This window comes from Flavobacterium sp. ASV13, from assembly GCF_000745775.1.
In the GTDB taxonomy this organism is placed as follows: domain Bacteria; phylum Bacteroidota; class Bacteroidia; order Flavobacteriales; family Flavobacteriaceae; genus Flavobacterium.
This window is the reverse complement of the sequence record NZ_JQJY01000002.1, coordinates 676,172-691,876: the sequence shown is the minus strand read 5'-3', so window position 1 is coordinate 691,876 and position 15,705 is coordinate 676,172. Positions and strand designations below refer to the sequence as shown.

Below are 15,705 nucleotides of genomic sequence, written 5' to 3'. Positions count from 1 at the left end.
ATTAAGGTCTTAAATTAACTGTTGATCAGATAATCTTTTACTTTTTGAACAAAAGGATACATAACCTGATCTTCCTTAAATTCCGGAATAATATGACGAACATCATCGTACCATTTTTTAGTAATCGATGAAATTTTATCTTTCTGACCTAAATAATCAATTGCCTGAACGATGGTAATCATTTCGATAGCCAAAACTTCAAAAGCATTTTCGATCACTTTTGAGGTAATTACTGCGGCATTTGTTCCCATACTTACAATATCCTGATTGTCGTTGTTGTTTGGAATTGAATGCACGTACATCGGGTTCGACAACATTTGACTTTCGGCAGTTGTTGAGGTTGCTGTAAACTGAACGCCCTGCATTCCGAAATTAAATCCTAATGTTCCTAAGTTTACGAATGGAGGAAGAATTTCGTTGATTTTTGAATTCAATAAATAATTCAATTGACGTTCTGCCAACATCGTTAATTTTGTAATAACGATTTTCAGTTTATCCATTTCAAGCGAAATATAATCGCCGTGGAAATTTCCTCCGTGATAAACGTGTTGGTTTTTTACATCGATAATTGGGTTGTCATTTGCCGAGTTGAATTCGTCTTCTAAAATTGAAGCGACATTATTTATAGTTTCTAAAACCGGTCCCAAAATTTGAGGAACACATCTTAAAGAATAATATTCCTGAACTTTTTCTTTGAAGATTTCTTCTGTGTTTTCGCCAGAATATAAATGGTCTTCTCTTTTGCGGATTAAAGTACTGTCAGAAAGATTTTGTCTCATTCTTTCTGCGATTTCCTGTTGTCCTTTATGACGTTTGGTTTGATTTAATTCTGCCGAAAAATGATCGTCATATGCCTGAACCAATTCGTTTATAGCACAAGAAGATTTTAATGACCAGTCTAATAATTTTTTAGCATGATGAACATTCACAACACCAATTCCTGTCATTACTGAAGTTCCGTTGATTAACGCCAAACCTTCTCTAATTTCAACCTGAATTGGTTTTAAACCTTCAATATCAAAAACATCTTTGGTTGGTCTTCTTCCGCCTTTGTAAAAAACTTCGCCTTCACCGATTAGTACTAAAGCCAAATGCGACAATTGAACTAAATCACCGCTAGCACCAACTCCTCCATGTTCAAAAATTAACGGAGTAATATCTCTATTAATTAATTCCGCCATTAAATGAATTACTGACGGATGAACTCCAGAATTCCCTAAAGAAAGTGTGTTCAAACGTGCCAGAATTGCCGCTTTTGCACAAACAGGACTTAATGGTTTTCCGGTTCCTGAAGAGTGGCTTCTGATTAAATTATATTGCAGCTGAATTTGGTCTGACTCTTTAATTCTATATTGAGCCATTGGTCCAAAACCAGTGTTTACACCATATATTATTTTGTTTCCCGAAAATTCTTTCAGGAAATTAAAGCTTTCATTTACTCGATTTAAAACTACATCACTGATTGCAACTTTGTTATTTCCAAAAATGATTGACTCGAATTCTGCTAAACTTAAATATTCATTAATTGTGTTCATTAAACCGTATTTGATTGTGCTAATTTAATTTTAATTATCAAAATAATTGTAGTTATTTTGATGAACGCAAATGTAAGTTAATAATTCATAACATTTTTATTATGACAAAGGAGTTTGTTGATGTTTTAGTGATTGGTGCAGGACCTTCAGGATGCGTTTCAGCATCGTATCTTCATAAAAATAATGTCAAGGTCAAAGTTGTAGAAAAAACAAAATTTCCGAGACTTGTGGTCGGCGAAAGCCTTATTCCGCGAGTGATGGACCATTTTGCAGAGGCAGAGCTGTATGATGCGCTGAATGCAATGAACTTTGAAAAAAAATTGGGAGCCCGTTTTATCAGAGGCGAAGAAATTTGTGTTTTTGATTTCAGTCAGAAATTTGGAGAAGGCTGGGATTGGACCTGGCAAGTGCCGCGCGCCGATTTTGATAACACAATGGCGCAGGAAGTAGTTCGAAAAGGAATTGACTTAGAATTTGAAACAGAGGTTTTAGAAGTTTCTTTTGAAGGAAAAAATTCGAAAACAATTGTAAAAGATAAGGACGGAAATTTAAAAGAAATCCACGCCAAATTTATTGTTGATTCCAGCGGATACGGTCGTGTTTTGCCACGACTTTTAGATTTGGATACACCGTCAAAACTAGATCCGCATTCTTCTATTTTTACACATGTTAAAGATATAAACAGAGAAGAAGGCGAGGAGGGAACTCAGATTTCTTTTGATATTTTGGAAACTGAAGTTTGGCTTTGGGTAATTCCGTTTTCGAATGGAAATACAAGTTTAGGTGTTGTTGGTCCGACAGATTTTATTAATTCGCTTTCAGAAAATAAAGATAACGCTGAAGCTTTGCGAAATGCGATTCAGAAATCAGATTATTATATTAAAAGATTCAAAGGAACAGAATTTTTGTTCGAACCCGTTAAATTAGAAAATTATTCAAGAGCCGTAAAAAGAATGTACGGTGACGGTTTTGCTCTAACAGGAAATAGCTCTGAATTTTTGGATCCTGTTTTTTCATCAGGAGTTGCTTTTGCGACTGAATCCGGAATGTTAGCAGCGAAATTATATTTGAAAGAATCACAAGGAATTGAAGTAGATTGGGAAGTTGAATTTACGCAATATATGAAACGCGGAATTGCAGTTTTCACAACATATGTTCAGGAATGGTACACAGGAAATCTTCAAACATTGTTTTTTCATCAGCCTGAAAACCCTGAAGTAAAAGAGAAAATATGTTCGGTTTTAGCAGGATATGTTTGGAATGAAGAAAATCCGTTTGTGAAGAAACATGATCATGTAATTGCAAATATGGCGTATTTATTGAATATGCAAAAAGAACAAAGCCCTGAATAATCAGGGCTTTTTTTATGATTTTATTTGAATGCTTTTTTCAATAAAAGTTTAGATAATGATTTTGCTGTTTTAGCATATCCTTCTCCAATTCTGGTTTCGTTATTAAAATTATTTCCCCATTGATCTCCCGGAGCTTCCATACTTGAAATTTCTAATAAAACATTAGACTTGTTGGTTGTTTCTACAAAAGACAAAACAGTCGTAACTTTTGCTGGTTGCTTCATGATTCCAGCATCCCAACCTGGGTAAATCCAAACTGTTTTTACAATCAAAGTATAAGGAGTGTTTAAGCCTTCCTGAAAATTTACTTCTTTACCTGCTTTGGCTAATACAACATTTCCGATTTCTAAAAATTTTGGAGTCCAGATTTGGTCTTTAGCAACGACCCATCTTTTGTGCCAAAGATTTCCGTTTCCTTTTGCTTTTTTATCTAAATCAGCTTTATGTTCTTCAACATATTGTGCTTCCGGTTTATTTTCTTTCATCATAGTAAAATTGCTATAATCAAATTCTACGTTGATTTCTTTTTGATCTTTTAAAAAGTCAAAGCTTCCATTTAAAACTTCCATATCCTGGCAGAAGGCAGTTGCTGAAATAAAGAAGCAGGCAATAATTAGTTTTTTCATTTGTTAGGTTTGTTAGTTTATTTTTTTGGCCAAAAATAACCAAATCGGTCAGATTATGGTTTTTTCTTTTAAAATTTTATCAAATAAAAAAAGGCTGTTTAATCATCAAACAGCCTTTTAATCTTCAAAAAATAATATAGTAAAAAATTATACTACCAGAATTTAACGTACAGTGCAACAATAATCAATAATGTAATTACGATTAAAACTGTAGTTTGTGGTTTTACTTTAAACATTTCAGAGTCAATTTCAAACGCTTTTGGATTTACTTTTGGACCAGCAAAACTGATTCCGATCATCGCTAACATTGTAAAGAAGAATGATAATCCCATACAAATGTGGAAAGGAATTTCAAAAGCTCCTTTTCCGTTAGGATAAGCAGTATAAAGTAACGTGTCGTTTCCGAATAAAGCAGGTGCATATTCGTTGAATAAAACAGATAAAACAAATCCTAAAATTACACCTACGATAGCTGCAGTTCCAGTTGTTCTTTTCCAGAACATACCTAAGAAGAACATAGCAAAAACTCCAGGGCTAATGAATCCAGTGTATTTTTGGATGTAAGTGAATCCACCAACTCCGCCAATTCCTAAAATATCATTCCATGTAAATAATACAGCTAAAAGCATTGCAGCAAAAACCGCAATTCTACCAATGTTTACTTGTTGTTTTTCACCCGCTTCTTTTTGGATGTATTTTTTATGAACGTCTAATGTATAAATAGTCGAGATACTGTTTACTTTTCCAGCTAACGAAGCTACAATTGCAGCAGTTAAAGCGGCTACAGAAAGTCCTTTTAAACCTGTTGGCAAGAAAGTCAATACAGCTGAGTAAGCTCCATCTTTTCCTCCAACTAGTTGAGGTAAATGTCCGTTTTGGTATAAAACGTAAGCCGCAATACCAGGTAGCATTACAATTAAAGGCATTAATAATTTTAGCATACCAGCAAATAAAATACCTGTACGTGCTGTTTGTAAATCAGCACCTAAAGCTCTTTGTGTAATGTATTGGTTACATCCCCAATAGTTTAAGTTGATGATCCAGATACCAGCAAGGTAAGACATCAAACCTGGGAAAGTTAAATATTTATCGATCTCCAATTGAGATGAAGTTGCAGTTGGTTTTGGGATAATCATTTTGAAATGCTCAGGAGCTTCTTTCATTAAAACTTTAAAACCTGCAATTGCATTTTCTCCAACTCCAAAATATTGTCCAACAGTAGTCAAAGCAATATAAGAAGTTACCAAACCTCCAATAATTAAAACCGCAACCTGAATAACGTCTGTATAAGCTACAACTTTCATACCTCCTAAAGAGATGAATAAAGCAAAAACAGCCAATCCAATCATGATTACGTGCAGATATTGACCACCTGCAAGTCCGTTAATAGCAACAGCTCCTAAATAAAGAATAGAAGTTAAGTTTACAAAAACATATAAAAACAACCAGAAAACTGCCATAATCAAAGCAGTCGATTCGTTGTAACGTGTTTTTAAGAATTGGGGCATCGTGTAAATCTTATTTTTAAGATAAACAGGAATAAACCAAACTGCTACTATAATTAAGGCAACAGCAGCAAGCCACTCATAAGCAGCAACAGCGATTCCTAAAAAGAAACCTTCACCGCTCATTCCGATGAATTGTTCAGCTGAAATATTTGAGGCAATTAATGATGCTCCAATAGCCCACCAAGTTAAGTTTCCTTCAGCCAAGAAATAAGCTTTAGCATCATGTTCGTCTTGTTTACGCTTGCGGTAAACACTGTAACCGTAGGCAGAAACTACGATGAAATAAATAATAAAAACCGCATAATCGGCGAAAGCGAGGTTCTGGTTCATTGTTAATAGTATTTTAAAAAATTAGTATAGGTGATTGTTTGTAAAGTGGTTTTATGAATTCATTTTTAATTATAATTTCCGAAACCTATTATTTTGTTGTTTTATCTTGTTAAAACTAAGATATCTGTTTTTATTCTGTTATTTTTTTATGAAAATAAGAACGAAAGCCAAAAGTATAATAAAATTCCATATCTACACCATTTACAAATGTGTTTTTTACATTTATAATCGATTTATTATGTTAAATTTTAAAACAGTTTCGATTTTGACACAATTTCAAGTCTATTTTTAAAGACTTTTATAGTGTACATCTGACTGCTGTCTTAAAATTTCGGCACTTTTTTCAGGAGTTATGTCTCTTTGTGATTCGCCCATCATTTCATAACCAACCATGAATTTTTTAACCGTTGCCGATCTCAATAATGGTGGATAAAAATGCATATGGAAATGCCATTCAGGATGTTTCAAGCCATCTGTCGGCGCTTGGTGAATTCCTGATGAATATGGAAAAGAAGTACTGAATAAATTATCGTATTTAATTGTAAGCTGTTTTAAGATTTTAGCAAAAGCAGTTGTTTCTTCTGAAGTAAAATCAGTAATTTTTCCAAAAGCTCTTTTGCTTAAAATCATGGTTTCATAAGGCCAGATTGCCCAAAACGGAACTAATGCCACAAAATGATCGTTTTCGATTACAATACGTTCACCTGATTTTAATTCAGCCTGAAGATAATCTTCAAGAAGCGTTCTGTTGTTTTTATCGAAATAAGATTTTAAGCTGTTTTGTGTTTTTTCAACTTGCGTTGGCAAAGAGGATTGCGCCCAAATTTGTCCGTGCGGATGCGGGTTAGAGCAACCCATAACGCTTCCTTTATTTTCAAAAATCTGAACGTGGTTGATATATTTAATATTTCCTAAATCAGTATATTCTTTTTGCCATGTTCTGATGATATTTTCAATTCCATCAACTTCCATTTCTGGCAAAGTCAGATCGTGTCTTGGCGAAAAACAAACTACTCTTGAAATTCCTTGTTCTGGTTTTGCTTTAAAGAAAGTGTGTTTGATATCTTCTTCAAAAATAATTTCATCCTGTTTCATGGCAGCAAAATCATTTTCGAAAACAAAACTGCTTTCATATTTCGGATTGTTCATTCCGTTGGCACGAACATTTCCAGGGCATAAGTAACAAGTTGGATCATACTTTGGCAAAGCTTCAGTAGCGATAGTTTCGTTTTGCCCTTGCCAAGGACGTTTTGCGCGATGAGGTGAAACTAAAACCCACTCGTTAATTAAAGGGTTAAAACGTCTGTGAGGATCTTCGTTAATGTCAAAATTTTTCATTGTAATGTGTTGTGGTATTAAAGTAGTTGTGTTCCGTTTGATATTTTTACATCATAGAATTTTAATTCAATTCCAAATGTATCTAAATAAAGATTTGAAAACTTACGTTTTATCTCATTTTCATATCCTTTTTTAATTAAATTTATCGTACAGCCACCAAAACCACCGCCCATTAAACGAGAACCAATTACCGCATCATCAGCTTTTGCAGTATCTACAAGCATATCCAATTCTTCGCAGCTTACTGCATATTCCTGTGATAAACCATAATGTGTTTCAAAAAGCAATTGTCCTAAAAGTTCTATATTTCCTTTGTCAAGCGCCTCACATGCTTTGATTACTCGGTTGATTTCTTTTACAACAAAATGCACTCTTTTAAAAACAGTTGAATCAAATTTATCCTGAATGCTTAAAAGCTGTTCTTCTTTACAGTCTCTAAAAGTTTTTACTTCTGGAAAATGTTGTTTTATAATCGCTAAACCTTGTTCGCACTCGATTCTTCTTGTATTATATTCTGAAGTGAAAAGAGAATGTTTCACGTTGCTGTCCATTAAAATCAAAGAATAATCTTTGAAATCGGCATTGTGATATTCAAATTCCAAAGTGTTGCAATCTAATTTAATTACTTTGTTGTCAAGTCCGTGAACACTTGAGAACTGATCCATAATTCCACAGTTGATTCCAACCCAGTGTTCAGCTTTTTGTCCTAATAATGCTATGTCTTTCTTTTCAGTTTTTAAGTCGAAAAGTGCTGCAATTCCGAAAATCATTCCGCATTCTAAAGCTGCCGAAGAAGACAATCCAGAACCAACCGGAATATTACTACTGAAAACACAGTTGAAACCTTCAAAAGCAAAACCATTATCCTGAAGTTGTTTGATAACGCCACGAATATAATTTGTCCAAACGGCATCATTCAATTCAACTTTCTCTGTCAAATCAATTTCAAATTCTTCATTTAAATCGATGGCGATTATTTTAGATTTTTGAGTATTGTTTTTCTCAAAAGCAAAACAAATTACTTTGTCAATTGCGGCTGGCAAAACGTAACCGTCGTTATAATCAATATGTTCTCCAATGATGTTGATTCGTCCTGGAGAAAGTACAATTTTTTGAGGAGCAGACCCGAAAGTTTTCTCAAAAAATGCAGTGGTGTTTTGAATTAAAATCTCATTCATTATTTAGTAATTGTAATAGTGTTGTCTTGTAGATTATTTGATGTTGCTTTTAGCACAATTTTCTTTTTCAGGTCTTTGGTTTTAAGAATAATGGTTGCAATTCCGGCTTCGGCCTGAACAGGATTTTGACCAATAATCTCTGCATTTCCTTCGCTTAAAGTAAAAGTTACTTCATTTGTAGCAGTTGGAATTATTGTTCCGTTTGCGTCAGTAATTTTGGCATAAACGAAAACCATATCTGGAAATTCCGGATTGATTTTTACCGAAGAAAGATCATAACTCAATTCAATTTTTGAAGCTTTTTCTGGCGTTTTCACACTGTTTGAAGCCACTTTTTTTCCTTTGATAAATCCTTCAGCGCGCAAAGTCCCCGCTTGAAATGCGCTCACTTTAAAAATGAACGGAGCATGTTCCAGTTTGTCGCTGTTGTTATTTAAAGTTGGTTTTTCCTTAGAAATTAAAATATCATTTACATATAAAGCCACTTCATCACAATTGCTGTAAACGGTAACATTTAATGGCGATTCTGGCGTCCAGAAATTGGCAATATTGACCATTGGTCCAGAGAATAATTTTTTATCCAAAACCACATTAGCATCGCGCTGACTTTGATAAAAATAGTAAGCGAACTTCGGAATTCTGAAAATATCACTGATTCCAGAACTTTCTAAATCTGGGCTGTAACCTCGGTTGTAATCAAACATAACCCAGTTTGCTTCTCCAATTGTTGATGCTCCTTTTCGGTTAGAATTTGAAGCTTCCTGAAAATTATAAGCTTGTTGTAAAAGTCTTTTTTCTCCGGCTCCGCGCAATTGTCTTGATGTTCTTTCTTCTTCTTTTAAGTTGGCAAATTCGGTTTGATTGAAACCTGCGTTTTGAGCATAATATTCCCAATCACCATATTCGGCAATGAAAATTTTACGATTTCCTTTGTTGTATTTTGTCCAATAATCTGGCGCTTTTGCATGCTGGCGCGCCGGAATAAAGATGTCGTAATTGTCGTTGTCAATCCAGCTTGCACTGTAATTATGATCAAAAGGCAATTCTTCTTTAAGTGTTTTTGTCGCTTCTTTCATAAATTCTGGCGACATATTGGTTTCGTTTAATGAAGCTTCCCAGAAAATAATACTCGGATGATTTCGGTCTCTTCTTGCCATATCGCGAATGTCCTGATACGCGCTTTTTTGAAATTGTTCTCCGCCAAAAAACTGCCAGCCCGTTAAACTGTTCATAACCAAAATTCCCAATTCGTCGCAAGCATTTAAGAAAGCTTCGGCGTGCGGATAATGTGACATACGTACAAAATCGAAACCGGCATTTTTGATTTTTACTGCATCACGATATTGTGCTTCATCAGAAATGGCATATCCTAAATAAGGATATTCCTGATGCTCGTTTGTTCCAGTTATGTAGATTTTTTCGTCATTCAAATAATAACCATCGGCTTTTATTTCTGATTTTCTGATTCCGATTTTTTCAGAATGAGAATCTACAACTTTATTATTCGAAATAATCTGAACTTCTAATTTGTATAAATTCGGATTGTGAATCGACCATAATTTTGGATTTGCAACCGAAATATTTTGAGTCAAGACAAAATCAGCATTCGGTTTAACCGAAAAATTATCCGATTTGATTTCGGTTTTTTTGCCTTTATTATCCGTTAAAATAAATTTTAAAGATGCTTTTTGTTCTGCTTCAAAATCATTTTGCAAATGCACCTGAACCGTTCCTGAAGCTTCGGTTTTTGTAATGTTTTTGAAGTTTACATAAAGACCGCCGCTCGCCACTTTATTAGCATTTACAGCATCTGTAATGTGTAATTTTGAAGTGGTAACGAAATAAACATTTCTATAAATTCCACCATAATAATTAAAGTCTAAATCCTTGATTGGTTTTCCAGGTAAAAAATCAGGATTGTCTTCGTTGTTGACTTTTACTTTAATTGTGTTTTCATTGTTGGCATTCAAATATGGCGTAACATCAACAGTAAAAGGCAAATAACCGCCTTTGTGATTGGTTACTTTTTTATCGTTGATCCAAACGTCTGCTTCTTGCATCACGCCTTCAAAATAGATAAAGGCTTTTTGATCTTTTGAAATTGTTGTTTTGAATTTTTTCTGATACCAAGACGTTCCCTGAAATTGTTTAATTACAACTAGTTTTTCAAGTCTGGCTGTATGCGGAATCGTTACTTTTTCCCAATCCTGAGCTGGAGTTTCTTCTCTTTTAAATTCCCAGTCGGCACCAAAATTTACTTTTGTGCGTGACTGTGCCTGAACTTTCCCGAAAGAAAAATTCAGTAGAAATAGGAAGAATATGGATTTAAAAATTAATTTCATTTTCTGTTTTTTTTAACCATTAAGATATTAAGAAAATTAAGTCTAAGCTTTGTCAAGAGAATTAAGCCAAGCTATAAATGTATTTTAAGTAAACACAAAACTTAATGATCTTTCATTCAACACAAAGCTTAATGAGCCTTAATGCCTTAATGGTAAATTTTTAATTGTTTATTATTTAAAAGCATCCAAAGCCGGTGAAGGTTTTCCATCAGAAAGCCAAGCACTTAATTGATAACCGCTCCAGCTTTTTTCGCCTTCTGGTTCCCAATAAATTACGCCTAAACCTTTGTTATTCGGAACACTTTTAACCGCTTTTATAGTAGCTTCAAGCATTTCCTTTGTGTTTTGTACCAAAGTATAATCACCACCAACTTCAACTACCATCACTTCTTTATTGTAACGTGAAGCCATATCTTTCAGATTGTTTTCTAAATCTAAAATGGTGCTTTTGTAATCGGTTTTAATCCAGTATGGATAATATGACATTCCAATTACATCGTATTTCACGTTATTAGTAGTTGCTTTGTCAAAAAACCATCTGAATTTTTCGCTTTTATTTCCTTCGTCAAGATGCACGACCACTTTTATTTTTGAATCGATTGCTTTTGTTGCATCATAACCTTTATTAAGTAATTGTGCCAATTGTCCAAAATTGTCTGAACTTCCTTCCGGCCAAAGCATTCCACCCGGAATTTCATTTCCAACCTGAACCCATTCTGGAGTAACGCCGGCCTTTTTTAATAAAGTCAATACATCAAAAGTGTGATTGTAAACATCATTTAAAAGCTCAGCAAATGAATGTTTTGCCCAAGCGGCAGGTTTGTTTTGTTTCCCAGGATCTGCCCAAGAATCGCTGTAATGAAAATCGATCATAATGCGCATTCCCATTTTTTGAGCACGAACTGCCATCACAACTGTTTCTTCCGGACTGCAATGTCCGCTTGCTTTATCATTATTCGGATTTACCCAAACGCGCAAACGAATCGTGTTGATTCCTCTGTCTTTCAATAATTGCAGACAGTCTTTTTCTTTTCCGTCTATATCATAAAATTTATAACCTGTTGCTTCCATTTGCGGAAGCCAGCCAACATCGGCTCCTTTTGCAAAACCTTTTTCTTGAGATTTTGTTTCCTTGCTGTCTTTTGTTGTAGTGCACGAAGCAAAAACAGCAACAGCAAAAAGGCTTAATAATAATTTGATCTTCTTCATAAATCTTAAATTACATTTTCAAATTTGTATATTGTTTTTTGGTGATATTCTTCTCCTTTTTTCAAAACTGAATTTGGAAAATGTTCCTGATTTGGCGCATCGGGAAAATTTTGTGTTTCAAAACAAATTCCGCTTGACGGATGATAATTTGCATTTTCTTTTCCTTTCAAAGTGTCAAAACAATTTCCGCCTACATATATATGCACACTTGGCTGATCAGTGTAAACACTCATTTTTAATTTTGTTTTCGGACTGTATAATGTTGCTACAACCTCATTTGAAGGTTCAATTACAAATGAATTGTCAATTGATGCCGGACAGTTTTTTACTGTTCTAAAATCAAAACTATGACCAGAAACAGCTGTGAATTTTCCTGTCGGAATATTATCTGAATCTGTTTCTAAAAATTTATCCGAAACAATTGTCATTTCCTGATCCAAAACAGTCGAATCGTGACCATTTAGGTTGAAATAACTGTGATGCGTTAAATTAATTACTGTATCTTCAGTAGTTGTTGCTTTGTATTCCAATTGAAGTTCGTTTGCTTCTGTCAACATATATTTTAAATCAACGTGCAAAGCACCCGGATAATTTTGGTCCAAATCTTCACTTAAAAGACTAAAAGTAATTGATGGATTTTCACCAGAAGTTATATCAGTTACATTCCATGCTTTTTTTCCAAAACCAACATTTCCGCCATGTAAAGCATTTCCATTATTATTTCCTGCCAATTGAAATGTTTTTCCATTTAATGTGAAAACACCTTTATTAATTCTTCCTGCATAACGGCCAACAGTTGTTCCGAAATATGGAGCGCTCGGCAAATTGTATGAAGCGATATAAGATTCTAATGTATCAAAACCTAAAACCACATCAACCAGTTTTCCATCAACAGGAATTTGCAGCGAAGTAACAGTCGCTCCGTAATTGATCAACTGTACTTTCATTCCGTTTTTATTTGATAATTCAAAAGAGAGAATTTCTTCGTTATCAAGGGTTAAACCAAACGATTTGAAAGCAGATGAATCTTGAAAATGCGATATATGTTTTATTTCCATGGTATTTTTGACAAAAGTGAAATTCAAAATTAGAAACATTTTCTACTTTTGCATACCAGTACCTACCAGTTTTTCGTATATTGCGCCAAAATTTCAATTTCCATGAATATTATTTCTATCCAGAATAACATTGGCTTGCCAAAATATAAGCAGATAATTCTTTCAATTGAAAAGGCGATTGATGAAGAAAAATTGGTGAAAGGCGATCGTCTTCCGTCGGTCAATAAAGTTTGTCTGGCTTTTTCATTGTCACGCGATACGGTTTTATTAGCCTATGACGAATTGAAAAAAAGAGGAATTATTTACGCCATTCCTGGCAAAGGTTATTATGTTAAAAGCGTTGAAACCACTATAAAACAGAAGGTTTTTTTACTTTTTGATGAATTGAATATTTTCAAGGAAGACATTTATAATTCGTTTTTAAAAAGTATCGGAAAAAATGTTCAGGTCGATATTTTCTTTCATCATTTCAATATTCAGGTTTTTCAAAAGCTCATAAATGACAGTAATGGCAATTACACAAAATATATTATCATGCCAACAAATTTGCTTGATACAGCGGCTTCAATAAAAACCCTACCAGTAGGTGATGTTATTATACTGGATCAGACCAATCCCGATTTGAAAGCGTATCCTGCTATTTATCAAAATCACGAAAAAGATATTTTTGAAGGTTTGTATAACGCAAAAGGAAGATTGAAAAACTACAAAAAACTGATTTTAATTTTCCCCGGATTTAGAGAGCCGCTTGGTATGAAATTGGGTTTTGAGGCTTTTTGTTACGAATACAATTTTGAATATGAAATTATAAACGAATTTACAGATCGAAAAATCAATATTGGCGATGTTTATATTATTCCAACTGATCGTGAATTGGTTCATGTAATTGAGAATGCAAGAAATCAGAATTTGAAATTAGGAATTGATTTCGGAATAATTTCTTATAACGAAACACGATTAAAAAAGATCGTAGCAAACGGAATTACAACAATTTCGACTCATTTTGAAACGATGGGAAAAATTTTAGCCGAAATGGTTTTGAAAGGAAAAAAAGAACAAATCGAGAACAAATCGTCTTTGATTATGCGTAATTCTTTGTAATCTTCAAAAAAGAGTATTTTCTTTTTCTTCTAAATTATATTTCAAGCAAATTTCTTTTTGCTTGATAAATCAGCATCTTTTTAATTAAAAAAATAAGGAAACAATTTTTTTGTTTTTGTGGAATTATTTTGCATACATTTGTAAATGTAAATTTTACACTTATTATTTATTTCGTTTTGACAGAATGATTTTCTTTCGAAATTCTGTAAAAAGAAACATTTTAAGGCCATTTTTTTATTTGAAATTCCGGATTTTCTATTAAAAATAGCGGCACAGAAAACATTATAACCAATCAAAAAAAAGACAAATGAAATTTTTTATAGATACAGCAAATTTAAAAGATATTAAAGAAGCCAATGATTTAGGGGTTTTAGATGGAGTAACTACAAATCCGTCATTAATGGCGAAAGAAGGAATAACAGGAGCGCAGAACATTTTAGACCATTACATAAAAATTTGTGAATTGGTAGAAGGCGATGTAAGTGCCGAAGTAATTTCGACCGATTTTGAAGGTATGATTGCCGAAGGCGAAAAATTAGCAGCGTTGCATCCTCAGATTGTAGTTAAAATCCCGATGATAAAAGACGGTGTAAAAGCAATCCGATATTTTGCCAATAAAGGAATTAGAACCAATTGTACTTTGGTGTTTTCTTCAGGTCAGGCGTTATTGGCTGCAAAAGCTGGAGCAACTTATGTTTCTCCGTTTATCGGGCGTTTGGATGATGTTTCGACTGACGGGATGAATTTGATTGAAGAAATCAGATTGATTTATGACAATTTTGGATATGAAACTCAAATTTTGGCAGCTTCAGTTCGTAACGTAATGCACATTATCAATTGTGCAAAAATTGGATCTGATGTTATTACCGGACCATTAAGTGCAATTGAAGGGTTGTTGAAACATCCGTTGACAGACATTGGTTTAGCACAATTTTTAGCAGATTACCAAAAAGGGAATAGTTAATTTTTATGGCCCACGGGTTCTACGGATGAAACAGGTTTTCACGGTTTTTCTATAAAAACTTAATCTGTGGTAATCCGTTTAATCGGTGTAATCTGCGGGCAATTTTAAAAAGAAAATTTGTTTAGTTTTTTAATAAGTAGTTTTATTGAAGTAAAAACCCTGAAAGTTTGTGGCTTTCAGGGTTTTGTTTTTTTTAAAATATAAAAAATAATCTGTGTAAATCAGTTTGATCCGCTCGATCTGCGGGCCAATCATTTATAAATTCAGCACAAAATCGTTAAGTAATTTTTCTTCATATTTCTCTTTATTGAAAGTATAGAGGTAAGATCCTTTACGAGAAGATCCCATATCTTTTTCATCCAGTTTATTCAGGATTTCTAAAGAATTGATTTTGCTTATAAAGTTTCGTTTGTCTAATTCTTTGCTCAAAATAGCTTCATACAATTCTAATAATTGACGCATGGTGAATTTCTCCGGCAACAATTCAAATCCGATTGGTTTTATCGAAGTTCTGTATCGAAGTCTTCTAATGGCATGTTCCACCATTTCGTTGTGGTCAAAAATCAGATTTGGCGCATCGGTAATACTAAACCATTGCGCATGATAATTTTTAATCAATTCAGCATTATGATTTTCGATATTAATCAAAGCATAATAGGAAACCGAAATGGTTCTTTCAACAGGGTCTCGATCAATTTCAGAGTATGCATAAAGCTGCTCCATATAAATATCGTTTAAACCTGTGTATGTATTTAAAATTCTTGTCGCGGCATTATCCAGTACTTCATCACGCTTTAAAAACCCCCCAATCAAAGACCATTTGCCCTTTTCTGGCTCAAAGTCCCTTTTGATCAAAAGTATTTTTAAACCCTGATTGTCGAAACCAAAAATGATACAATCTACCGCTAATAACGCTTTATCAGCAGAGCTATAACTGTTTAGCATAAATCTATATTTTGTGGTAAATATATAAACTTCCTAATACGTTTCATAATTTATTAATGTAGATTTCACACTTAAAACCAAAAATTATCAAAAAAAGAAGTTAAAACAAATCATAATAAAACAGCAAATAGAAGCTTATTTTATCATTTTCAAACGTTTTCGAAACAAAAATAAGGTGTTTTTTTAATATTCGAAGCAATTCTTGCAGAAAATTAAACT

Annotated in this window: 12 protein-coding genes; 3 read left to right on the top strand and 9 right to left on the bottom strand. The window is 33.5% G+C overall.

Annotation, left to right across the window (positions count from 1 at the left end; all coding sequences use genetic code 11):
• Nucleotides 1–14: 14 nt before the first annotated feature.
• Entirely contained in the window at nt 15–1,535 is a 1,521-nt protein-coding gene (gene hutH, locus GQ47_RS06715) for a flexirubin biosynthesis tyrosine ammonia-lyase FlxA (RefSeq protein ID WP_035646509.1), read from the bottom strand.
• Nucleotides 1,536–1,636: 101 nt separating this feature from the next.
• Between hutH and GQ47_RS06710 the strand changes: the two genes are divergently transcribed.
• Entirely contained in the window at nt 1,637–2,887 is a 1,251-nt protein-coding gene (locus tag GQ47_RS06710; protein WP_035646507.1) for an NAD(P)/FAD-dependent oxidoreductase, read from the top strand.
• A 20-nt stretch (nt 2,888–2,907) separates the two neighbouring features.
• On the opposite strand, the gene GQ47_RS06705 is transcribed toward GQ47_RS06710, so the two are convergent.
• The 7 genes from GQ47_RS06705 to GQ47_RS06675 all read right to left on the bottom strand — a co-directional run bounded on the left by GQ47_RS06705 (nt 2,908) and on the right by GQ47_RS06675 (nt 12,476).
• Nucleotides 2,908–3,513 carry a hypothetical protein gene (locus tag GQ47_RS06705; RefSeq protein WP_035646504.1) on the bottom strand — a complete coding sequence of 202 codons (606 nt, stop codon included), beginning with the start codon at nt 3,511–3,513 and terminating at the stop codon, nt 2,908–2,910.
• 152 nt (nt 3,514–3,665) lie between these two features.
• On the bottom strand, nt 3,666–5,351 hold the full coding sequence (locus GQ47_RS06700) for a sodium/sugar symporter (protein ID WP_035646502.1): 1,686 nt from the start codon (nt 5,349–5,351) through the stop codon (nt 3,666–3,668).
• A 288-nt stretch (nt 5,352–5,639) separates the two neighbouring features.
• Nucleotides 5,640–6,689, bottom strand: coding sequence for a UDP-glucose--hexose-1-phosphate uridylyltransferase (locus GQ47_RS06695; protein ID WP_035646500.1), 1,050 nt, complete (start codon nt 6,687–6,689; stop codon nt 5,640–5,642).
• A 17-nt stretch (nt 6,690–6,706) separates the two neighbouring features.
• Complete coding sequence (gene galK, locus GQ47_RS06690) at nt 6,707–7,867, bottom strand: galactokinase (protein ID WP_035646497.1); 1,161 nt, start codon at nt 7,865–7,867, stop codon at nt 6,707–6,709.
• Nucleotides 7,867–10,209 (bottom strand): glycoside hydrolase family 2 protein, encoded by a 2,343-nt coding sequence (locus tag GQ47_RS06685; RefSeq protein ID WP_035646495.1) that lies wholly within the window; start codon nt 10,207–10,209, stop codon nt 7,867–7,869. Before GQ47_RS06685 ends, galK begins: the two co-directional genes overlap by 1 nt.
• A gap of 171 nt (nt 10,210–10,380) precedes the next feature.
• A complete protein-coding gene (locus GQ47_RS06680) occupies nt 10,381–11,418 on the bottom strand; it encodes a glycoside hydrolase family 53 protein (RefSeq protein WP_035646492.1) in 1,038 nt (345 codons plus the stop codon).
• A 5-nt stretch (nt 11,419–11,423) separates the two neighbouring features.
• Nucleotides 11,424–12,476: an aldose epimerase family protein gene (locus GQ47_RS06675; protein ID WP_035646490.1), complete on the bottom strand. Its 1,053-nt coding sequence runs from the start codon at nt 12,474–12,476 to the stop codon at nt 11,424–11,426.
• A gap of 102 nt (nt 12,477–12,578) precedes the next feature.
• On the opposite strand from GQ47_RS06675, the gene GQ47_RS06670 reads away from it, so the two are divergent.
• Nucleotides 12,579–13,577 carry a GntR family transcriptional regulator gene (locus tag GQ47_RS06670; RefSeq protein WP_035646488.1) on the top strand — a complete coding sequence of 333 codons (999 nt, stop codon included), beginning with the start codon at nt 12,579–12,581 and terminating at the stop codon, nt 13,575–13,577.
• A 307-nt stretch (nt 13,578–13,884) separates the two neighbouring features.
• Nucleotides 13,885–14,541, top strand: coding sequence for a fructose-6-phosphate aldolase (gene fsa, locus GQ47_RS06660; protein WP_035646483.1), 657 nt, complete (start codon nt 13,885–13,887; stop codon nt 14,539–14,541).
• Between the two features lie 255 nt (nt 14,542–14,796).
• Here the strand turns inward: fsa and GQ47_RS06655 are convergent, their stop codons facing one another.
• Nucleotides 14,797–15,486, bottom strand: a complete 690-nt coding sequence (locus tag GQ47_RS06655; RefSeq protein ID WP_035646480.1) for an NUDIX hydrolase — start codon at nt 15,484–15,486, stop codon at nt 14,797–14,799.
• Nucleotides 15,487–15,705 lie beyond the last annotated feature (219 nt).

Bases quoted from the DNA above. Each gene is read 5' to 3' on its own strand.
- GQ47_RS06680 (WP_035646492.1), bottom strand. From the start codon at position 11,418: ATGAAGAAGATCAAATTATTATTAAGCCTTTTTGCTGTTGCTGTTTTT.
- GQ47_RS06695 (WP_035646500.1), bottom strand. From the start codon at position 6,689: ATGAAAAATTTTGACATTAACGAAGATCCTCACAGACGTTTTAACCCT.
- galK (WP_035646497.1), bottom strand. From the start codon at position 7,867: ATGAATGAGATTTTAATTCAAAACACCACTGCATTTTTTGAGAAAACT.
- GQ47_RS06700 (WP_035646502.1), bottom strand. From the start codon at position 5,351: ATGAACCAGAACCTCGCTTTCGCCGATTATGCGGTTTTTATTATTTAT.
- GQ47_RS06685 (WP_035646495.1), bottom strand. From the start codon at position 10,209: ATGAAATTAATTTTTAAATCCATATTCTTCCTATTTCTACTGAATTTT.
- GQ47_RS06670 (WP_035646488.1), top strand. From the start codon at position 12,579: ATGAATATTATTTCTATCCAGAATAACATTGGCTTGCCAAAATATAAG.
- fsa (WP_035646483.1), top strand. From the start codon at position 13,885: ATGAAATTTTTTATAGATACAGCAAATTTAAAAGATATTAAAGAAGCC.
- hutH (WP_035646509.1), bottom strand. From the start codon at position 1,535: ATGAACACAATTAATGAATATTTAAGTTTAGCAGAATTCGAGTCAATC.
- GQ47_RS06710 (WP_035646507.1), top strand. From the start codon at position 1,637: ATGACAAAGGAGTTTGTTGATGTTTTAGTGATTGGTGCAGGACCTTCA.
- GQ47_RS06675 (WP_035646490.1), bottom strand. From the start codon at position 12,476: ATGGAAATAAAACATATATCGCATTTTCAAGATTCATCTGCTTTCAAA.
- GQ47_RS06705 (WP_035646504.1), bottom strand. From the start codon at position 3,513: ATGAAAAAACTAATTATTGCCTGCTTCTTTATTTCAGCAACTGCCTTC.
- GQ47_RS06655 (WP_035646480.1), bottom strand. From the start codon at position 15,486: ATGCTAAACAGTTATAGCTCTGCTGATAAAGCGTTATTAGCGGTAGAT.